Origin of the sequence: Aromatoleum sp. (assembly GCF_036675785.1) — a bacterium.
Classification (GTDB): Bacteria; Pseudomonadota; Gammaproteobacteria; order Burkholderiales; family Rhodocyclaceae; genus Aromatoleum.
In genome coordinates this window covers 49,679-67,171 of the sequence record NZ_JAKFEF010000053.1, presented here as the reverse complement: position 1 = coordinate 67,171, position 17,493 = coordinate 49,679, and the positions used below count along the sequence as shown (strand labels likewise).

Genomic DNA, 17,493 nt, shown 5'->3' with positions numbered 1-17,493 from the left:
GGACGTCGCTCGAACCAGTATGGACGGCGCGCGGCGAATCGTCGTGGCCCCGCAAGAGTAGGCTGCATAACGAGGCACCAGGCGCCAACGTGGTTGCAAATCCTGCCAACGTCTCCTTATCATCGCGGCATGACGGCGACACTTCCCCCGATTGCCGACCCGACGCACGGTGCGGCGGCGACGCCAATCGCGTTCATTCGTGCGATCGTCGCGGCGTACCGACGCTACGGTATCAATCCTGCCAATGCGCTGCGGCAGGCGCAGATTCCGCCGGCGGCGCTCGACGATGCGGGTGCGCGCGTGACGGCCGCGCAGATGGAGCTGATCTCCGCGGTCGCAATGCAGGAGCTCGACGACGAGGCGCTGGGGTGGTTCTCGCGGCGGCTGCCGTGGGGCTCGTACGGGATGCTGTGCCGCGCGTCGATCACCTCGCCCGACCTCGGCGTCGCGGTCAAGCGCTGGTGCCGCCACCATCGGCTGCTCACCGACGACATCATGCTGCACCTCGACGCACAGCGCGACGTCGCCCACGTGCGGATCGAAGTGCGCCGTTACCTCGGCGAGATGCACGAGTTCTGCCTCGTGACGATCCTTCGCTACCTGCTCGGCTACGCGTGCTGGGTCGTCGACTCGCGCATCCCGCTGCTCGGCGCACGCTTCCCCTTTCCACCGCCGCCGCACCATTCCGTCTATCCGCTGCTGTTCCAGGGGCCGGTGCACTTCGACGCCGAACAGGCCGGGATCAGCTTCGACGCACGCTACCTGCGCCTACCGCTGCGGCGCGACGAGGCGGCGCTGCAGCAGATGCTGCGCCGCGCGCTGCCTCTGACGGTGCTGCAGTACCGCCGCGACCGCCTGCTCGTGCAACGCGTACGCCACCTGCTGCACGAACGCCTCGACGAAGGCGCGACCGCCGAGACGCTCGCCGAGCGGCTGCACCTGTCGCCACGCACGCTGCACCGCCAGCTCGAGGAAGAAGGCGCGTCGGTGCAGCAGTTGAAGGACGAAGCGCGCCGCGAGCGGGCCGTCGATCTGTTGAACCGCACGAACCGGTCGGTCAAGCAAATCGCACTCGCGGTCGGCTTCCGCAACGAAAAGAGTTTCGCGCGAGCGTTCCGGCAATGGACCGGCGCGTCGCCGAGCGTGTTTCGCGAAAAGCGGCTCGGCGGCGCTACCGGGCGCGGCTGACGCCGGGACAGCGCCTCACGGCCGCCGACCCCCAGGCCGACCCCGAGGCCGGCCCACCGCGGGATCAGGCTGCGACGGCGTCGACTTCGAAATGACCCACTGCGCGTTGCAGCGCACCCGCCAAGACCGCGACGCTCTGCGCGGCGGCAGCCGTCTGGCGCGTGGCTTCGCTGTTCTCTTCGGACATCTCGTTGATACGCGCGACATTCATCGCGACTTCGTTGCTCGCGGCGCTCTGCTCCTTGAGCGCGAGCGAAATCTCACGTACCGCGTGGACGACGCCGGCCGCGCCGCCTTTGATACTGGTGATCGCTTCGCCGGCCTGGTTCGCCAGCGTGACGCCCTGGTTCGCTTGGCGGACGCCAGTTTCCATGCTGCCGACGGCGCTGCGCGTGCCGTTCTGGATCGTGTCGATCATCGCCGCGATTTCGCGCGTCGACTGACTGGTACGCTCGGCGAGCTTGCGCACTTCGTCGGCGACGACCGCGAAACCGCGCCCCTGCTCGCCGGCGCGCGCCGCTTCGATCGCCGCGTTCAACGCGAGCAAATTCGTCTGGTCGGCGATTTCCTGGATGACGTTGATGATCGCCGAGATTTCACCGGACTTCTGCTCCAGTTCGCCGATGACGTGCGCCGAGCGGGCGACCGTCTGCGCGATGTTGGCCATTTCGGCGACCGCGCCATGGATCACGTCGCTGCCCTGGTCGGACAAGCTGCCGGCCTGCCGCGAGATGCTCTCGGCGTCGGCCGCGCTCGCCGACACCTGCTCGATGCTCACCGTCATCTGCTCGATCGCCGCCGCGACTCCCGCCGCGGCATTGCTTTGCTCGGCCGAACTCGCGGCGACCTGGGTGGACGCGGCCGACAGCAGATCCGCGGCGCCGTGCAGTTCGTCGGCGCCGGCGCGGATTTTCGTGACGGTCGCCGACAGCGCGTCGCGCATCGTGCGCAGCGACGCGAGCAACTGCCCGATCTCATCGCGCCCCCCCGGCGGAATCGCGCCGTCCAGATTCCCCTGCGCAATCCGGTCCGCGATCCCTACGGCCTGCTGCAGCGGGCGCGTGATCGACCGGATGACCCAGGTCGCGATCGCGACGCCGAAGAGCACGCCGGCGACGATCATCCCGACCGTCACCGCGCGCGTCGACGCAAATTCGGCCGTCGCCCCTTCGAACTGCTGCGCACCGGCCTGCGCCTGCATGTCCATCAGCCCGCGCACCGCGCGCACCGCGTCGTTGTATTTCTCGCCGGCGCCGCTCGCTTTCATGATTTCCGAGGCCTTGTCGCGGTCGCCGCCGCGGACCGCTTCGATGACGTCGGCGCGGGCGGCGACGTAGCTGCCCCATCCGTCGTCGATCCGCGCAATCATCCCTTTTTCCTCGGCGGACATCGGGAGCGCGAGCAGGGCGCTGCGCTTCTCGCCGAGCGCGGTGTCCAGGCGCGGGATCTCGCCCAGGCGCTTGTCGACTTCGGCCGCGTTCTCGGCGGCATTCGCCGCGCCGAGCACCAGCACGCGGATGGTGTGCATGTCGTCGAGGGCGGACCCGAGCAGCACGAGCGGAACGACGCGGTTGTCGTAGACCGACTTGAGCCGGGCATTGGAACCCGCCATGCCCTGCAGCCCGGCAAGGCCCGTCACGACGAGGAGCGTCACGAGGGCGCCGATGAGCACGGCGAGGCGGGTGCTGATTTTCGAGTTCTTGAACATCGTTCGTAATCCTTCGAAGGGGACGGGGGACGCGGAATCGATCGAGCGCGGCGGCACGGCAGAACGACTTTCAGCCTTGCGCGTCGCGCTGCTGTAGAAGCGCGGCGAACGCATCGGCGGCGAGCGGCGGACTGAAGTAGAAGCCCTGCATTTCGTCGCAGCCCTGCCCGCGGAGGAAATCCAGCTGTTCGATACGTTCGACGCCTTCGGCGACGACGCTCAGGCCGAGGCTGTGCGCGAGTGAGATCACGGCGCAGCTGATCGCGGCGTCGGCGCGGTCGGTCGTGATGTCCTGCACGAACGAGCGATCAATCTTCAGCGCATCGATCGGGAAGCGCTTGAGCCGGTTCAAGCTGGAGTAGCCGGTCCCGAAGTCGTCGAGCGACAGCCGCAGCCCGACCGCCTTGAGCTCGTGCATCGTGTCGATCGCCGAATTCGGATCGTCCATCAGCATGCTTTCGGTCAGCTCGAGCTCGAGCAGGCCGGGGTCGAGTCCATGCTCTTCGAGGATCCGCGCGACGAGATCCGGCAGGTTTTCCTGGCGGAACTGGCAGGCCGACAGGTTGACCGCCATGCGCACCGGCGGGAGCCCGCGGTCTATCCATGCCCGGCTCTGCGCGCACGCGGCGCGCAGCACCCACTCGCCGATCGGCACGATGATCCCGGTTTCCTCCGCGAGCGGAATGAACTTCCCCGGCGGCACCATGCCGAGCTGCGGGTGGCGCCAGCGGATCAGCGCTTCGGCGCCGACGACGCGCTGCGAAGCGACGTCGATCTGCGGCTGGAAATGCAGCACGAACTCGGCGTTTTCCACCGCGCGCCGCAGCTTGCCGCCGAGCGCGATGCGCTCGCCCGCGTTCGCATTCATCTCCGCCGCGTAGAACTGGAAGTTATTGCGCCCGCGCGCCTTGGCGCGGTAGAGCGCGGTGTCGGCGTTCATCAGCAGCGTCTGCACGTCGCTGCCGTCGCGCGGGCACAGACTCACGCCGATGCTCGACGAGACGTAAAGCTCGTTGTCCTCGAGCAGGTAGGGACTGACCATCGCGCCCTGGATCCGCCCGATCGCGGAAACGACCTGGGCTTCGCTATCGACGTCCTGCAGCACGACGACGAATTCGTCGCCGCCGAGCCGCGCGACAGTGTCGTGGTCACGCACGCAGGACGCCAGCCGCTCGGCGACGGCCATCAGCAGCCGGTCGCCGACGTTGTGGCCGAGGCTATCGTTGACGTATTTGAAATGGTCGAGGTCGATGAATAGGATCGCCGCCGTGCGCCGGTTCCGCTGCGCGTTCGCGATCGCCCGCCGGAGCCGGTTGATCAGCAGATTGCGGTTCGGCAGGCCCGTCAGGCTGTCGTGGCTCGCCTGGTATTCGAGCCGCTCCTCGTAATGCTTGCGCTCGGTCACATCGTTCATCACGAGCAGGCAGTACCTGGCGTCCCCGTCCGGCTCGCGCATCGGCGCGAGCGACACCTCGTTCCAGAACAGCGTACCGTCTTTGCGGTAGTTGCGCAGCAGCGCGACCGTTTCCTCGCGGCGGCGCAGGGCGTCCTCCAGTTCCGCCACCGCCGGCTGATCGACGTCGTCGCCGAGCAGGAAGCGGCCGTTGCGCCCGACTGTTTCGGCCGACGAATAACCCGTCATGCGCTCGAACGCCGGGTTGACGTAAAGGATCGGCGTGGCGAGCGACGACAGATCGGCGATCGCGATGCCGTTGCTGCTCGATTCGACCGCCCAGTTGCGCAGCCGCAGCGTTTCCGCGGTGCTCTTCTGCTGCACCGCGGTGCGCAGCGACCCGATGCCGTATGCCAAGTTTTCCGCGAGTTTCGCGAGCAGATCGACTTCCTCGTCGTCGAACGCGTCGATCTCGCCGGCGTAGATCGCCAGCACGCCGAGGACCTGCCCGTCCTTGCACAGCGGCAGCCCGACGCAGGCGAGATAGTCGCGCGCGAGCGCTTCGTGGTTGTTCGCGAAGTCGTGCTGGCGTGCGATGTCGTTGACGGCCACCGGCCGCGCCGTGCGCAGCGCTTTGCCGATCGGACCGATTTCGCGCACGCTGCTGTCCCAGCGAATATCCAGCGTCGCGAGGTAGCCCTGCTCGTAGCCGGCACACGCGACCGGCCGCACGCTCTTGCGCTCGTCCTGCTCGGCATAGCCGACCCAGGCGAACCGGTAGCCGCCGACGCGGGTAATCGTGTCGCACAGCCGTCGCAGCAGTTCGCTTTCGTCGCCGATCCGGACCAGCGCTTCATCGCACAGCGTCATCAGCCGCAGGGTGCGGTTCAGCCGCTCCAGCACCCGCTCGGCGCGCTTGCGCTCGGTGAGGTTCTCCTTCACGGCGACGAGGTGCGTGACCTGCCCGTCGCTGTCCTTGATCGGCGAAGCGACCATGTGCTCCCAGTACAGATCGCCGTTCTTCTGCCGGTTCAGCAGTTCGCCGCGCCAGACTTCGCCGCTCCTCAGCGTTCCCCACAACTCCCGATAAACGCCGCCCGGCGTGTTGCCCGACGCAAAAATGTTCGGCGACTGGCCCAGCACTTCGCTCGGCGCGTAGCCGGTGATGCGGGTCACGCTCGGATTGACGTATTCGATGCGCCCCTTCGGGTCGGTAATCACGACCAGCGAGGGGCTCTGCTCGATCGCGCGCGACAGCACGCGCAGGTGCTCGACCGAACGCCGGCGTTCGGTGACGTCGCGGGTCACGCTGACGATGACGCCTTCCTCGCCGCCGGCCGGCGGCAGCAGCACCGCCTGGGTGTCCACCCAGCGGCGCGTGCCGCCGAGCCCGACGAGCTCGAATTCGAGCGCGACCGGATCGTGCTCGGAAATCTCGCGCGACAGCCGCTGCAGCGCGGGATAGTGCCGCTTCGGAACGAGCTCGAGGAAAGGCTTGCCGACGACGTCCCCGGCTCGCCCGGCTTCGAGCATCGCGAGCCCGGAGCGGTTGATGCTCAACAGCCGCCCGTCGGCGCCGATCAGCGCGACGCAGTCGGGCACCGTATCGACGATCGTCTGCAACAGGCTTTCGCGGCTCTCGAGCTGGCGCCGGTCGAATTCGATGCGCTGCATGTGGCGCTCGGTCTGTTCGGCGAGCCGGTTCAGGTCGGCGGCGAGTTGCCCGATCTCGCCGTGGACCGCCGTCCCGAGCCGCGGCGAATAGTCGCCCGCGGCAAAATGCCGGCTGACCGCCGACAGGTCGCGCAGCGGCACGATGATGGAGCGCCGGACCGCGAGCAGCGCCAGACCGAGGAGCAATGCATCGAGCACGACCAGCAGGCGCATGAACGTGAGCGCCTCGCGCTCTTCGTCGTTGGCGTGCTGCGTCAGGCCCGCGACGACCGCCTCGAGATTGCTCAGCAGGATCGCCGAGTCGTTGGTCATGTGCTCGAGATCGACCGGCACGGCGCGAATCGGACCGGCGCCGAGCAGCGATTCGATATCCATCTCGTAGTCGACCCAGGTCTCGCGCACGACGCGCAGCGCACCGACAATCGCCGGGGGGGACGGGCGCACGTCGTAACCGAATGCATGGCCGCCCCGTTCGAGCGCTTCCAGTCCGCTCTCGAAATCCCGCACCGCGCCCTCGACTTCCGCCGCCCCCGCGCGCCCTTGCAGCACGAGCAGCGCCTGGAAGGCGACACGCTGGCTCAGCATCCGCATGCGTCCGGCGACGTTGATCGTGTCGGCGACGCGGTGCAGCTTGTTCAGCAGGCCGTCGATGACTGTCGCGTTGGTGATCGTGAGCGACAGGAAAATGACGAACGCGACCGCGAACTTGGCGCCCAGACTCGGCCGGAGAAACATGTTCGACATCGGGGTGCTCGCTGAAGAAAGGTGTTTCATCGACCGCTTCAATGGAACGACGATGCGCGGACTTCGACCGGAACGTTCCCGCGCATGTCAACTATCGCGCCCGACGAGGGTGCGTAGCCGCCTGCGGGCTTCGGAGGAGACGCGTCGCCCGCATGCGCTGCTCCCCTCTACGACGTTCTGCTTGGGAAGCGGAACGCCGCCTGAATCAATTTTGTAAATATATATGTTTTTCCCATCTTTGCGGTGTGTGAAATTACCGCCCCGCACGCAAGGGGTATCACGTATGCCGAGAAGCGGGTGACGCAGCCGCCGGCCCGCCGCGCGTTCCCTACAACGTCGCCGACGCAATCCTTCTCAGCCGGTTCCGCGCGGTCTGGACGAGCGATTTGTTTCGCCAGGAGCCCCAGCACAGGTGAACGCCGACCGTACGCTCGTCCGCGGCGGCCGAGATCTTGAAGCGGTCGAAATCGGGGTAGAGCACCGGCGACGGAAGGATCCGGACGTCGCTCGAAAAATGCCGGTTCGCGTCCAGAAACAGCGTCAGCGCGTGCGGGCCGCTCATGAACACGACGTCGGATTCGCCGGCGCCGAATCGCGCGAAAATGCTCCGCACGAACTCCAGCCAGACCGGAAAACCCTTTTCGGAACACATGATCGCGTTGCCGAGCTTCGGGCGGCCGAGCGCGACATTCAGTTCCTCCTCGACGCCGAGCACGCATCGTTCTCCGAGCAGATCGTCGGGAAACCGCTTGAGGAACTTGTAATCGGTGTCGAAATAAACGCCGCCGTAGCGGTAAAGGTAAAGACAGCGCGCGATGTCCGCGCGGATCACCCCGTGCGGCAATTCCAGATATTGCCGCTCGTATTCCGGCAGCACGGCCCGGAGCAGGTCGGCGTTGTCGTCATCGCTGTAAAGCCGGTAGCCCCAGTCCGGCATCAGGCGCCGGGCCTTCTGCGCCAACTTCCTTTCTTCCCATGTCTGCCTGACACAGGTTTGATGGAGGAACTTCGGAATCATGTGGCCCCCGACCAGTGTGGTTTCGCGGGCGACCGCGGTCCTGCGGCTTCGAGCCCGGGCAGCGGAAGGAGGCGCGGGTCCGCAGCGGGGCGAAGGCTAGTTCGCGCCCGCGTCGTGCCTTTCGTAGCCGTGCGCGAGGCGGCGCCGGCCGATGTCCGCGAGGATCTTCTCGCCTTCCTCGACGCCGCCGATCGGCACGGTGCGCACGCGCGCCGGCGTCAGCCCGCCGTGCGCGATCATCACCACGAGCCCGAAGAGATCCTCGGTGATGAGGGCGTAATAGAACCGGCCGTCGTCGCGTCGCCACGCCTGCATCCATGAAGCATAGGAAAGGCATTGCCGGCGCGCGCCGGCGCGATGGTATCGAAATGCTACTGGCAAGCGACCGGGTCGGCGTCACGCGGAGCCGCCGGCCTGCGGCACCGCTCGGGTGCCGAGGTGACGCGCGAGGCCGGCGCCGCCGGCGTGCATCATCGCGACGTGATTCCAGCGGAAGATCGGTTTCGCGAGCGGGCCGAGCAGGTTCATCCACCGACGCGCGGTGCGCACCTGCCACTCGTAGCGCACCGTCGTGAAATGCGCTTCGCGCCCGAGATGGCAGCGGCCGACGCCTTCGAGTTCGCCGTCGACCCGGCCTTCGATCAGGCGCAAGGGTTCGATCCGGGTCACGCAGGTGACGATGGTCAGGCGGAACGGCAGCACGCTCCGGCAGGTGCAGCGGCGCCGCGCGCCGACCCCGCTCGCGTCGCCGGGTGCGAGCGTGACGACCTCCTCGATGCCGGGCCACCAGACGGGCCAATTTTCGGCATCGACGATCGCGTCCCAGACGGCGTCGATCGGCGCGTCGAATCGCCACCATGTCGTCACGTCGTATCGGATCCCGCGTTCGTGCGCGTGCATCGTCCCCGGTGCGTCCTTTCTCACGGCGCAAAGAACCGTTCGGGAAAATCGACGTCGAGGTCGGCGTCGACGAGCTCGACGGTTTCGACGAGCTCATCCGCCCCGTCGAAGCTGTCGACTCGCCGCGGAAACAGCGTGTCCTGCGCGAGCCACACTAGGTTGCGATGCACGCCCGCGACGACGACGCCCGCGGCGCCGGCGACCTCGAAGCCGAGCGCCGGCTCCCCGGCGATCGTTCCCGCGTCGATCGGCGTGTAGCTTCCGCCCGCGCGCAGCGCCTGCAGATTCTCGAACAGCGCGCCGACGTCGGAGCGGTCGATCGTATGCCCGCGCGGGCTGCGAACCAGCGGATTGTCGGGTGCGAGGCTCAACGGTGCGAATCCGAAGCCCCAACCGAAGCCGAGGCCGAACGACCACAGGCGCAGCTTCCGCGCCCCGGGGTCGTAGATCAGCACCGCGCCGCGATGCGGCTCGACGCAGTCGATCCGGACCCAGCCCGGTTTGCGATAGAAGTAATGCACCACCTGCCGATCGCCGTTTCGCCCGACCGAGTGCAGCGTCGCGCGGTAGCTTTGCAACGCGCGAAAGCGGGCGTCGGCTTCGTCGAGCAGGTCGGCCACGCGCTACACCTGCCGCGTGAACGCGACGAGATCCGCCTTCTCCGACGACTCCAGGTTCAGCCGCAGGACGAGGTTGAAGAACTCCACCGTGTCCTCGAGCGTCAGCAGGCGTCCACCGTGCAGATACGGCAAGAATCGCGGCGCGAGGTCGTAGCGGCTCTCCAGCAGCGCGCGCTGCGTCTGCATGACTTTCGCCGTCGCGGCGATATCGGCGCGCATGATCTCGTCAAAGGTCTGCATCGGCTTTTTCGCGTTCAGCGGATCGCGCGCGAAATCGAAACCGAGCATGCGGCCGTCGCCGGGCTGATTGCGGAACGCGGGCGACGACAGCGCGGGCTTCTCGGGGCTGAAGTCGGGCGAGCGGTCGTGGTCAGTCAGGCGCTGCTCCGGCCGCGTGACGCGGACCTGTCGCGGGCTTTGCGCTTCGACCACCGCGCCCCGCGGCGCTGCCGCCCCCCGCGCCGTGCCGTCCTGCGCGTGGCTCGGCGTCGCGCCGATCATCAGCATTGCGGCGGCGATACTGGCCCCGAGAACCGGGCTGCGTCTTCCTTTCATCGCTCTCTCCTTTGACGTTGCGTCGAAAGCTTCAGCGGATTCATGCGGTTCCCCGGGCAGACTGCCCAAGACGGGCCGGACGCCAGCTCGAACACTAGACGCTGAATCGGGGGAATGCCATTGAGCAACTGTCATGCCGAAGGACTTATACGGGGTGGATGCGATCGGCGTGACCGGCCCATCTTTCCGGTGCGCAGCGCCGACCGCCGCACGCGGCGCCTTCGCGTCACCGGCTGCCGAACTTAGAGCGGCGCGCGCCAGTCGACGCAACGCTCGGCCCGCGCCATCGGTTCGCGCGGGCCCGTTACGCCACGGATCCCACAAGGAGGCGAACGATGTCTGTCCCCCACCCCGGCTCCACCTCGATCTGGATGGCGAGCGCCGAAATGCCGCGCGTCGCGCCGCTGGCAACCTCGGTCCACACCGACGTCTGCGTAATCGGCGGCGGCATCGCGGGGCTGACCACCGCCTATCTGCTCGCGCTCGAAGGCCGGCGCGTCGTGCTCGTCGAAGCGGTCGAACTCGGCGCCGGCGATACCGGCCGCACCACCGCGCATTTCTTTCCGCCCGACAACCGCTACCACCACATCGAAAAAGCGTTCGGCGCCGACGGCGCCAAAGTGGTCGCGGAGAGCTTTACACAGGCGACCGAAAAAGTCGGCGCGATCGTCGACAGCGAGCGGATCGACTGCGAGTTCGAGCGGCTCGACGGCTACCTGTTCTCACTGACGACGCCGGGCCTCGCCGGCATTCACGAGGAGTTCAGTGCCGCGCTGCGCGCCGGCGTCGCGGTCGACGAAGTGGTGCGCGCGCCGGACCTGAGCTTCGACACGGGTCAATGCGTGCGCTTTTCGAACCTCGCGCAGTTCCACCCACTGCGCTACCTCGCCGGCCTCGCTGACGCGATCGTGCGGCGCGGCGGGCAGATCTACACGCAGACGCGGGCGCTCGACATCGAAGCGCAACGCCACCTGCAGGTCGTGCGCACCGACGCTGGCGAAGTGCGCGCCGATGCGGTCGTCGTCGCGACGAACACGCCGTTCAACGACCGCGTCGTGATGCATACGAAGCAGTCCGCCTATCGCACCTACGTGCTCGGCCTGCGCGTGCCGCGCGGCTCGGTGCCGCGGGTCCTGCTGTGGGACAACGGCGACCCGTATTACTACGTGCGCGTCGCGACGCCCGACCCGCAGGCCGACCACGACTACCTGATCGTCGGCGGCTGCGACCACAAGGTCGGCCAGGAGGAGCATCCGCGGGACCGCTATCGGGTCATCGAGGACTGGGTGCGCGAGCGCTTCCCGATGGCGGGCGCGGTCGACTACCGCTGGTCCGGCGAAGTCATGGAACCGGCCGACGGTGTCGCGTATCTCGGCCGCAATCCGCTCGGCGACGGCAACGTCTACATCATCACCGGCGACTCGGGCAACGGGATGACGCATTGCACCGCCGGCGCGATGCTCGTCACCGACCTCATCATGGGACGCGACAATCCGTGGAGCTGGCTCTACGAGCCGGCGCGCAAGCCGACGCACGGTCTCGGCGAGTTCGTGCGGGAGCAGGCGAACGCGCTCGCGCACTACGGCGACTGGCTCAAGGGCGGCGAAGTCGAATCGGCCGACGACATTCCGCCCGGCGAAGGCGCGATCGTCCGCGACGGCGCGCGCCGGCTCGCGGTGTCGCGGGAGGCCGACGGCGGGCTGCGCGTGCACAGCGCCGCCTGCACGCATCTGGGCTGCGTCGTCTCGTGGAACGCCGCCGAGCGCTCGTGGGACTGCCCGTGCCACGGTTCGCGCTTCGACATCGAAGGGATGCCGCTGCACGGCCCGGCGACGAAACCGCTGGAAAAGGCGGAACTGAAGCAGTAGCCGCGGAAGCAAGGAGGGAAACGAAATGTTCGCCGACCGTCTCGATGCCGCCCGTCAGCTCGCCGGCGCGCTGGCCAAGTGGCGCGACCAGAACGCGCTCGTGCTCGCGATTCCGCGCGGGGCCGTGCCGATGGGCGCGGCGCTCGCCGAGTCGCTGCATGCCGACCTCGACGTCGTGCTCGTGCGCAAGCTCGGCGCGCCGTGGCAGCCGGAATACGCGGTCGGCGCGATCGACGAGACCGGCTGGTCGTTCATCTCCGATCCGTCCGCCGCGGACGAGGACTACCTGAAGGCCGAACGCGAGCAGCAGCTCGAGCGCCTGCGGCAGCGACGGAAGATGTATTCGCCGGGCCGCCCCCCGATCGATGCGCGCGGCCGCGTCGTCATCGTCGTCGACGACGGGCTCGCGACCGGCTCGACGATGATCGCCGCGCTGCACGCAGTGCGCAGCCAGTCGCCGCAACGCCTGATCTGCGCGGTCCCGGTCGCGGCGCCGGACAGCCTGCAAAAGGTCGGGCCTTACGCCGACGAGGTCGTGTGCCTCTCCGCGCCGCCGGCGTTCCAGGCCGTCGGACAGTTCTACGGCAACTTCGACCAGGTCGAGGACGACGAGGTCGTCGCGTGCCTCGCCCGCTTCCGGCGCAAACCCGGCGCGTAGCCGACCGGGAGGACGCGCGAGAACGCGGAAGAACGGGGACTCGGCCCGCCCCTTTCGGATAAGCTCCCGGCTTTCGCGCGCCCCCCCTTTCGCGCCCCTATCCGCCGGAGTCCGACCTGAACGCCACGCCGCCCCCGTTCGTCGCCACGACGACGCGAACCCCGAAGTCGCCGCTCGATCTCTTCATCGTTTTCACACTGCTCGCGATGCAGGGCTTCGGCGGGGTGCTCGCCGTCGCGCAGCGCGAGCTCGTCGACCGCCGCCGCTGGCTCACGCGCGAGGAGTTCGTCGACGCCTATTCGCTCGCGCAACTGCTGCCGGGGCCGAACGTCGTGAACCTGTCGCTGATGCTCGGCGATCGCTTCTTCGGCTGGCGCGGCGCGATGGCGGCGATCGGCGGCATGCTGCTCGTGCCGCTGGTCGTGGTCCTGGTGCTTGCAGCGAGTTACAACGGGCTGTCGGACTACCCGGCCGTCGCCGGCGCGCTCCGCGGCATGGGCGCCGTCGCCGCCGGACTGATGCTCGCGATGGGCTTGAAGATGCTCGGCGCGTTGCGCGGCAACGTCATGGGGCCGTTCCTCTGCGCGCTGCTCGGCGGCGCGTCGCTCGCGCTGATCGCGATCCTACGGATGCCGCTCGCGTGGGTCGTGCCCGGACTGGGCGCCGCGGGATGGGGCGTCGCGCGCTGGTGCATCTTCCGGCGGGGGCGCGAGCGATGACTGCCGGCTTGCCGCTCGCCGACCTCGGCCAGCTTTTCGTCCATTTCCTGACGCTGTCGCTGCTGTCGGTCGGCGGCGCGATGTCGACCGCACCGGAAATGCACCGCTACCTCGTCGCGGAACGCGGCTGGCTCAACGACGGCGAGTTCACGACCGCGATCGCGCTCGCGCAGGCGGCACCCGGGCCGAACGTGCTGTTCGTGCCGGTGCTCGGCTTCCAGGTCGCGGGCATCGTCGGCGCGGCGGCAGCACTCGTCGGCATCCTGCTGCCGTCGACGCTGCTGTCGCTCGGCGTCAGCCGCTGGGGCAGCAAGCGGCGCGACACGCCGTTCGTGCGCGCCTTCACCGCCGGTCTCGCGCCGGTCACGGTCGGGCTGATGTTCTCGTCGGCGTGGGTGCTCGCGCTGCCGTTCGTCCGCGAACCGGACCACCGGCTCGGCGGCGTCGTGCTGATCGTCGCGACGGCCGCCGTGATGCTGCGAACCCGCATCGCGCCGATCTGGCTGATCGGGATCGGCGGGGCGATGGGCGGACTCGGGTGGGTTTGAAAACCCGTCTCCCGCGGGTGCGGCCGTCAAGTCCACTCGCCCATCCGACTGTTGAAGCACATCCGCCTCGCGCGGCCCGGTCCGCGACTCGCGGTCCGCACCGGTCCCGCTGACGGCCTCGACCGCACCCCTGGCCGCGCCTGCAATGCCACCGTTCGTCGTCTAAACATAAGAGGCCGTCCCACGGTTCAAGGAGAAAAAAATGAAGGACGCAACGCTTCTTGCGGGCCGCATCCTGCTCGCGCTGATCTTCATCATCAGCGGCTGGGGCAAGATCGGCGGCTATGCCGGCAGCCAGCAGTACATGGAATCGATGGGCGTCAGCGGCGCGTTGCTGCCGCTCGTGATCATCGCCGAACTCGGTGGCGGGCTGGCGGTCGCGTTCGGTCTCTTCACGCGCATCGCCGCGGTCGGACTCGCGGGCTTCTCGCTGCTCGCCGCAGCGTTCTTCCATACCGATTTCGCGAACCCGGCCCAGTTCATCTCGTTCATGAAGAACCTCGCGATCGCCGGCGGCTTTCTCGTGCTCGCGGCCCACGGAGCGGGCGCGCTGAGCATCGACGCGTGGCGCGCGCGGCACAAGTGAGGCCGCGGCGCGCCTACACGCGCTCCTCGAGCAGCGCCGGACGCGGCTTCTCGCGCGACGGCGCGTCCTGCCAGCGCGCGATCTCCATCCGCCCGTCGGCGTGTTCGACGATCGCGCTGCAGCTGTCGACCCAGTCGCCGCAGTTCAGGTAGCGCAGGCCTTCGATCTCGTGGTCGGCGGCCCAGTGGATATGGCCGCAGATCACGCCGTCGAACGCCTTCTTCCGTGCCGCGTGCGCGATCGACGATTCGAAGTCGAAGATGAAACCCACGGCCCGCTTGACCTTCTGCTTCGCATAACCCGCGAGCGACCAGTAGCCGGGGCGGCGCAGCCACGACAGCCAGTGGTTGATCCGCACGAGCGCGGTATAGCCGACGTCGCCGAGCACCGCGACCCAGCGGTGATGGCGCGTGACCTGGTCGTATTCGTCGCCATGGACCAGCCAGTAGCGCCGGCCGTCCGCGGCCTCGTGCACCCACTCGCTTTCGACGCGGATCTCGCCGAACGCGATCCCGACGTACTGGCGCAGCGCTTCGTCGTGGTTGCCGGGGATGAAGAACACCTTGCAGCCGTGACGCGCGCGGCGCAGCACTTTCTGCACGACGGTGTTCTGCGTTCCCGACCACTGGATGCTGCGGTTCATCGCCCAGAAGTCGATGATGTCGCCGATCAGGTAGAGGTGGTCGGACGGATATTCGCGCAGGAATTCGAGCAGCCGGCCGGCCTGGCAGGCCCGCGTCCCGAGATGGACATCCGAGATGAACACCGAGCGGACCGCCGGCATCAGCGCGCGACCGCGTTCGCCGCGGGCAACTCGCGCTGCGGCTCCGCGTCGTCGACGACGTGCTGCAGCGCGCGTGCGAAGCTGTCGTGGATGCGCTCCCAGTCGAGGCTTTCGCTCTTCAGGCGCGCGTCCTCGCCGAACTGCCGCCGCAGCGCGTCGTCGCGGGCGGCCGCGATCGCCTGCGCGACGAATGCCGTCGCGTTGCCGGGGGGCGCGAGGAGCCCGTCGCGCCCCCCGGCGATGACCTCCGACGCGGCCGCGCAGCCGTAGGCGACAACGCACAGCCCGCTCGCCATCGCCTCGAGCGTGACGTTGCCGAAGGTTTCCGACAGGCTCGGGAACAGGAACATGTCCGCCGACGCATAGTGCGCCGCGAGGTCCGCGCCGCGGCGCGTGCCGGCGAAGTGGTAATTCGGGTGCTTGCCCTGCAACGGCCGGCGCAACGGTCCGTCGCCGACGATGACGAGCCGCGCGTCGGGGCGCACGCCGCGGATCGCCTCGAACGCCTCGATGAGCAGCGAGAGGTTCTTCTCCGGCGCCACGCGCCCGACGCTCAGCACCACGAGGCCGTCCTCGCCGACGCCCCACGACTCGCGCAGCAGGCTGTTGCGGAACCGCGGGTGGAACTGCTGCGTATCGACGCCGCGCGCAACGACATCGACGTTGCGGTAGCCCTCCGCGCGCAGCGCCTGCGCCATCGCGCGGGTCGGCACGAGAGTCAGCGCGGTGCGGTTGTGCAGGCGCTTCAGGTACGCCGACACCGGCTGCTTGAGCCAGCCGACACCGTAGTGCTGGCTGTAATGGTCGAAGTTCGTGTGGAAGTCGGACGTGACGGGGATGCCGAGCTTCGCCGCGGCCGACACCGCCGACCAGCCGAGCGGTCCTTCGGTCGCGACGTGGACGACGTCGGGCCGCAGGCGGAACCACATCCGCGCGAGCCGCGTCTTCGCCGGCAGCCCGAAGCGCAGACCCTGGTAGCTCGGAATCGGGACGCCGCGCGCGAGCACTTCGTCGTAGCCGGAACCGTCGGCGGCGTGGTCCCCCCTGGTCTGCCGCGGCCGGACCAGCTGGACGCGGTGGCCCCGGGCGACCAGCCCGTCGACCGTCCGGCCGAGCGTCATCGCGACCCCGTTGACTTCGGGAGACCAGGTTTCGGTTACCACGGCGATCCGCAGCGAAGGCTGCCGGCCGCGTTCTTCGGTCATGAAATCGAGGGCTTTCATGAGCCCGAAGGCTAAACTCCGCCTGCGAAAATTCCGTGACGGAAGAATGAAGCCTGTGTTACACCGGCCGGCGACCGAACGAATCCTTCCCAGACCCCCGGAGGCCCCGATGAGAAACCCGCTACGCATCCTCGGCGTCGCCGCGCTCGCGCTCGGCATCGCCGCCTGCACCAAGCTCACCGTCGAGAATTACGACCGGATCAAGGTCGGCATGAGATACGACGAGGTCAAGCGACTGCTCGGCGAGCCGACGAGATGCAGTGACCTGATGACGGTCAGGAGCTGCACCTGGGGCGACGAGGCGCGCCACGTTCAGGTCAATTTCATCGCCGACCAGGTCGTGCTGTTCAGCTCCGCGAACCTGCGCTGACGCTGCGCGACTGCAGCTCCCGCCCGCGCAGCGCGATCGCACTGATCAGCATCAGCGCGACGGCGATGCACAGCATGCCGACCGATTCGGGCGTGCTCGGCCGCTCGCCGAGCTCGATCCAGCCCGACAGCACGCCGACCGCCGGCACCGCGAGCGACGACAGGCCGGCAAGCCCGGCCGGCAGCCGGTCGAGGATGACGAGCCAGATCAGCCACGCGAGACCGGTCGCGAACAGCGCGTTGTAGATCAGCGCGACGACGAAGTAAGTCGTCAGCTGCGGCGGCTCGGACGGCAGCAGCCACGCGACGCCGCACAGCACCACCGCACCGAGGAGCATCTGCCACGCGGTCAGCGACAGCAGGTCGACGTCGAAACGTGCGCGGATCCGCTTCACGAGCACCGCGCTCGCGGCCCACGCCACACTCGCGAGCAGCGCGAGCGAGGTGCTGAAGAGATCCCCTTGCGCCTTCCACGGATCGAGGATGAACACCAGCCCGACGAGCGCGAGCGCGACCGCGAGCCATTGCAGCCCGCGCACCCGCTCGCCGAGGAACACCCACGCCATCGGCAGCAGCCAGAACGGCATCGCATAGACGAGCACCGCGGTCTTGCCGGCGCCGCCGCTGACCAGCGCCCACTGGATCAGCGCGATGAAGGCCGTCGTCTGCAGCAGCCCGAGCAGCAGCGTCTGGCCGAGCGCGACCGGCTTCAGCGGCTTGCGCCGCCACACCAGCACCGCGAACAGCGCGAGCGCGCCGAACAGCGTGCGCACCGCCGAGAAATCGAACGGATCGGCGTAGGCCATCACCTTCTTCATGACGACCCAGTTGTAGCCCCAGATCAGCGACAGCAGCACGAACAGGCCGGCCGCGGCGAGGGGGATTTTCTTTGTGTTCATGTGGATCCGGAGGCTGCGGCAGCCGCGTTGCGAGGACGC

16 protein-coding genes and 1 pseudogene are annotated in these 17,493 nt (G+C 68.4%); 7 read left to right on the top strand and 10 right to left on the bottom strand.

Going from position 1 to position 17,493, the window contains the following annotated elements:
- Positions 1 to 129: 129 nt before the first annotated feature.
- On the top strand, positions 130 to 1,188 hold the full coding sequence (locus V6M37_RS11460) for an AraC family transcriptional regulator (protein ID WP_332673367.1): 1,059 nt from the start codon (positions 130 to 132) through the stop codon (positions 1,186 to 1,188).
- A gap of 64 nt (positions 1,189 to 1,252) precedes the next feature.
- Here the strand turns inward: V6M37_RS11460 and V6M37_RS11455 are convergent, their stop codons facing one another.
- The 7 genes from V6M37_RS11455 to V6M37_RS11425 all read right to left on the bottom strand — a co-directional run bounded on the left by V6M37_RS11455 (position 1,253) and on the right by V6M37_RS11425 (position 9,800).
- Positions 1,253 to 2,896, bottom strand: coding sequence for a methyl-accepting chemotaxis protein (locus tag V6M37_RS11455; RefSeq protein WP_332673366.1), 1,644 nt, complete (start codon positions 2,894 to 2,896; stop codon positions 1,253 to 1,255).
- 70 nt (positions 2,897 to 2,966) lie between these two features.
- On the bottom strand, positions 2,967 to 6,707 hold the full coding sequence (locus V6M37_RS11450) for an EAL domain-containing protein (protein ID WP_332673365.1): 3,741 nt from the start codon (positions 6,705 to 6,707) through the stop codon (positions 2,967 to 2,969).
- A 328-nt stretch (positions 6,708 to 7,035) separates the two neighbouring features.
- Positions 7,036 to 7,668 carry a glycosyltransferase family 32 protein gene (locus tag V6M37_RS11445; protein WP_332673363.1) on the bottom strand — a complete coding sequence of 211 codons (633 nt, stop codon included), beginning with the start codon at positions 7,666 to 7,668 and terminating at the stop codon, positions 7,036 to 7,038.
- Between the two features lie 153 nt (positions 7,669 to 7,821).
- Positions 7,822 to 8,040 carry a hypothetical protein gene (locus V6M37_RS11440; RefSeq protein ID WP_332673361.1) on the bottom strand — a complete coding sequence of 73 codons (219 nt, stop codon included), beginning with the start codon at positions 8,038 to 8,040 and terminating at the stop codon, positions 7,822 to 7,824.
- Positions 8,041 to 8,121: 81 nt separating this feature from the next.
- A complete protein-coding gene (locus V6M37_RS11435) occupies positions 8,122 to 8,592 on the bottom strand; it encodes an SRPBCC family protein (RefSeq protein WP_332673359.1) in 471 nt (156 codons plus the stop codon).
- Between the two features lie 53 nt (positions 8,593 to 8,645).
- Complete coding sequence (locus tag V6M37_RS11430) at positions 8,646 to 9,245, bottom strand: hypothetical protein (RefSeq protein ID WP_332673358.1); 600 nt, start codon at positions 9,243 to 9,245, stop codon at positions 8,646 to 8,648.
- A 3-nt stretch (positions 9,246 to 9,248) separates the two neighbouring features.
- Positions 9,249 to 9,800, bottom strand: a complete 552-nt coding sequence (locus V6M37_RS11425; RefSeq protein WP_332673356.1) for a hypothetical protein — start codon at positions 9,798 to 9,800, stop codon at positions 9,249 to 9,251.
- Between the two features lie 335 nt (positions 9,801 to 10,135).
- Between V6M37_RS11425 and V6M37_RS11420 the strand changes: the two genes are divergently transcribed.
- From V6M37_RS11420 to V6M37_RS11400, 5 genes and pseudogenes are all read left to right on the top strand, one after another.
- On the top strand, positions 10,136 to 11,668 hold the full coding sequence (locus V6M37_RS11420) for an FAD-dependent oxidoreductase (protein ID WP_332673354.1): 1,533 nt from the start codon (positions 10,136 to 10,138) through the stop codon (positions 11,666 to 11,668).
- A 25-nt stretch (positions 11,669 to 11,693) separates the two neighbouring features.
- Positions 11,694 to 12,326: a phosphoribosyltransferase gene (locus tag V6M37_RS11415; protein WP_332673350.1), complete on the top strand. Its 633-nt coding sequence runs from the start codon at positions 11,694 to 11,696 to the stop codon at positions 12,324 to 12,326.
- A gap of 116 nt (positions 12,327 to 12,442) precedes the next feature.
- On the top strand, positions 12,443 to 13,045 hold the full coding sequence (locus tag V6M37_RS11410; RefSeq protein ID WP_332673405.1) for a chromate transporter: 603 nt from the start codon (positions 12,443 to 12,445) through the stop codon (positions 13,043 to 13,045).
- On the top strand, positions 13,042 to 13,593 hold the full coding sequence (locus V6M37_RS11405; protein ID WP_332673348.1) for a chromate transporter: 552 nt from the start codon (positions 13,042 to 13,044) through the stop codon (positions 13,591 to 13,593). The genes V6M37_RS11410 and V6M37_RS11405 overlap by 4 nt, the downstream gene beginning before the upstream one ends.
- Before the next feature lie 190 nt (positions 13,594 to 13,783).
- Positions 13,784 to 14,179 (top strand): annotated as a pseudogene (locus V6M37_RS11400) (DoxX family protein); the annotation flags it as partial.
- 13 nt (positions 14,180 to 14,192) lie between these two features.
- Here the strand turns inward: V6M37_RS11400 and V6M37_RS11395 are convergent.
- On the bottom strand, positions 14,193 to 14,963 hold the full coding sequence (locus V6M37_RS11395) for a UDP-2,3-diacylglucosamine diphosphatase (RefSeq protein ID WP_332673343.1): 771 nt from the start codon (positions 14,961 to 14,963) through the stop codon (positions 14,193 to 14,195).
- Positions 14,963 to 16,186, bottom strand: a complete 1,224-nt coding sequence (locus tag V6M37_RS11390) for a glycosyltransferase family 4 protein (RefSeq protein ID WP_332673341.1) — start codon at positions 16,184 to 16,186, stop codon at positions 14,963 to 14,965. Before V6M37_RS11390 ends, V6M37_RS11395 begins: the two co-directional genes overlap by 1 nt.
- Positions 16,187 to 16,295: 109 nt before the next feature.
- On the opposite strand from V6M37_RS11390, the gene V6M37_RS11385 reads away from it, so the two are divergent.
- Positions 16,296 to 16,556: a DUF3862 domain-containing protein gene (locus V6M37_RS11385; protein WP_332673339.1), complete on the top strand. Its 261-nt coding sequence runs from the start codon at positions 16,296 to 16,298 to the stop codon at positions 16,554 to 16,556.
- On the opposite strand, the gene V6M37_RS11380 is transcribed toward V6M37_RS11385, so the two are convergent.
- Positions 16,534 to 17,454 (bottom strand): DMT family transporter, encoded by a 921-nt coding sequence (locus tag V6M37_RS11380; protein WP_332673337.1) that lies wholly within the window; start codon positions 17,452 to 17,454, stop codon positions 16,534 to 16,536. The genes V6M37_RS11385 and V6M37_RS11380 overlap by 23 nt on opposite strands.
- Between the last annotated feature and the right edge of the window lie 39 nt (positions 17,455 to 17,493).

What these genes read in the sequence shown, in the direction of transcription:
- V6M37_RS11380 (WP_332673337.1), bottom strand. Translation starts at nt 17,454, where the DNA reads ATGAACACAAAGAAAATCCCCCTCGCCGCGGCCGGCCTGTTCGTGCTG.
- V6M37_RS11450 (WP_332673365.1), bottom strand. Translation starts at nt 6,707, where the DNA reads ATGTCGAACATGTTTCTCCGGCCGAGTCTGGGCGCCAAGTTCGCGGTC.
- V6M37_RS11395 (WP_332673343.1), bottom strand. Translation starts at nt 14,963, where the DNA reads ATGCCGGCGGTCCGCTCGGTGTTCATCTCGGATGTCCATCTCGGGACG.
- V6M37_RS11425 (WP_332673356.1), bottom strand. Translation starts at nt 9,800, where the DNA reads ATGAAAGGAAGACGCAGCCCGGTTCTCGGGGCCAGTATCGCCGCCGCA.
- V6M37_RS11460 (WP_332673367.1), top strand. Translation starts at nt 130, where the DNA reads ATGACGGCGACACTTCCCCCGATTGCCGACCCGACGCACGGTGCGGCG.
- V6M37_RS11405 (WP_332673348.1), top strand. Translation starts at nt 13,042, where the DNA reads ATGACTGCCGGCTTGCCGCTCGCCGACCTCGGCCAGCTTTTCGTCCAT.
- V6M37_RS11385 (WP_332673339.1), top strand. Translation starts at nt 16,296, where the DNA reads ATGAGAAACCCGCTACGCATCCTCGGCGTCGCCGCGCTCGCGCTCGGC.
- V6M37_RS11390 (WP_332673341.1), bottom strand. Translation starts at nt 16,186, where the DNA reads ATGAAAGCCCTCGATTTCATGACCGAAGAACGCGGCCGGCAGCCTTCG.
- V6M37_RS11420 (WP_332673354.1), top strand. Translation starts at nt 10,136, where the DNA reads ATGTCTGTCCCCCACCCCGGCTCCACCTCGATCTGGATGGCGAGCGCC.
- V6M37_RS11440 (WP_332673361.1), bottom strand. Translation starts at nt 8,040, where the DNA reads ATGCAGGCGTGGCGACGCGACGACGGCCGGTTCTATTACGCCCTCATC.
- V6M37_RS11415 (WP_332673350.1), top strand. Translation starts at nt 11,694, where the DNA reads ATGTTCGCCGACCGTCTCGATGCCGCCCGTCAGCTCGCCGGCGCGCTG.
- V6M37_RS11455 (WP_332673366.1), bottom strand. Translation starts at nt 2,896, where the DNA reads ATGTTCAAGAACTCGAAAATCAGCACCCGCCTCGCCGTGCTCATCGGC.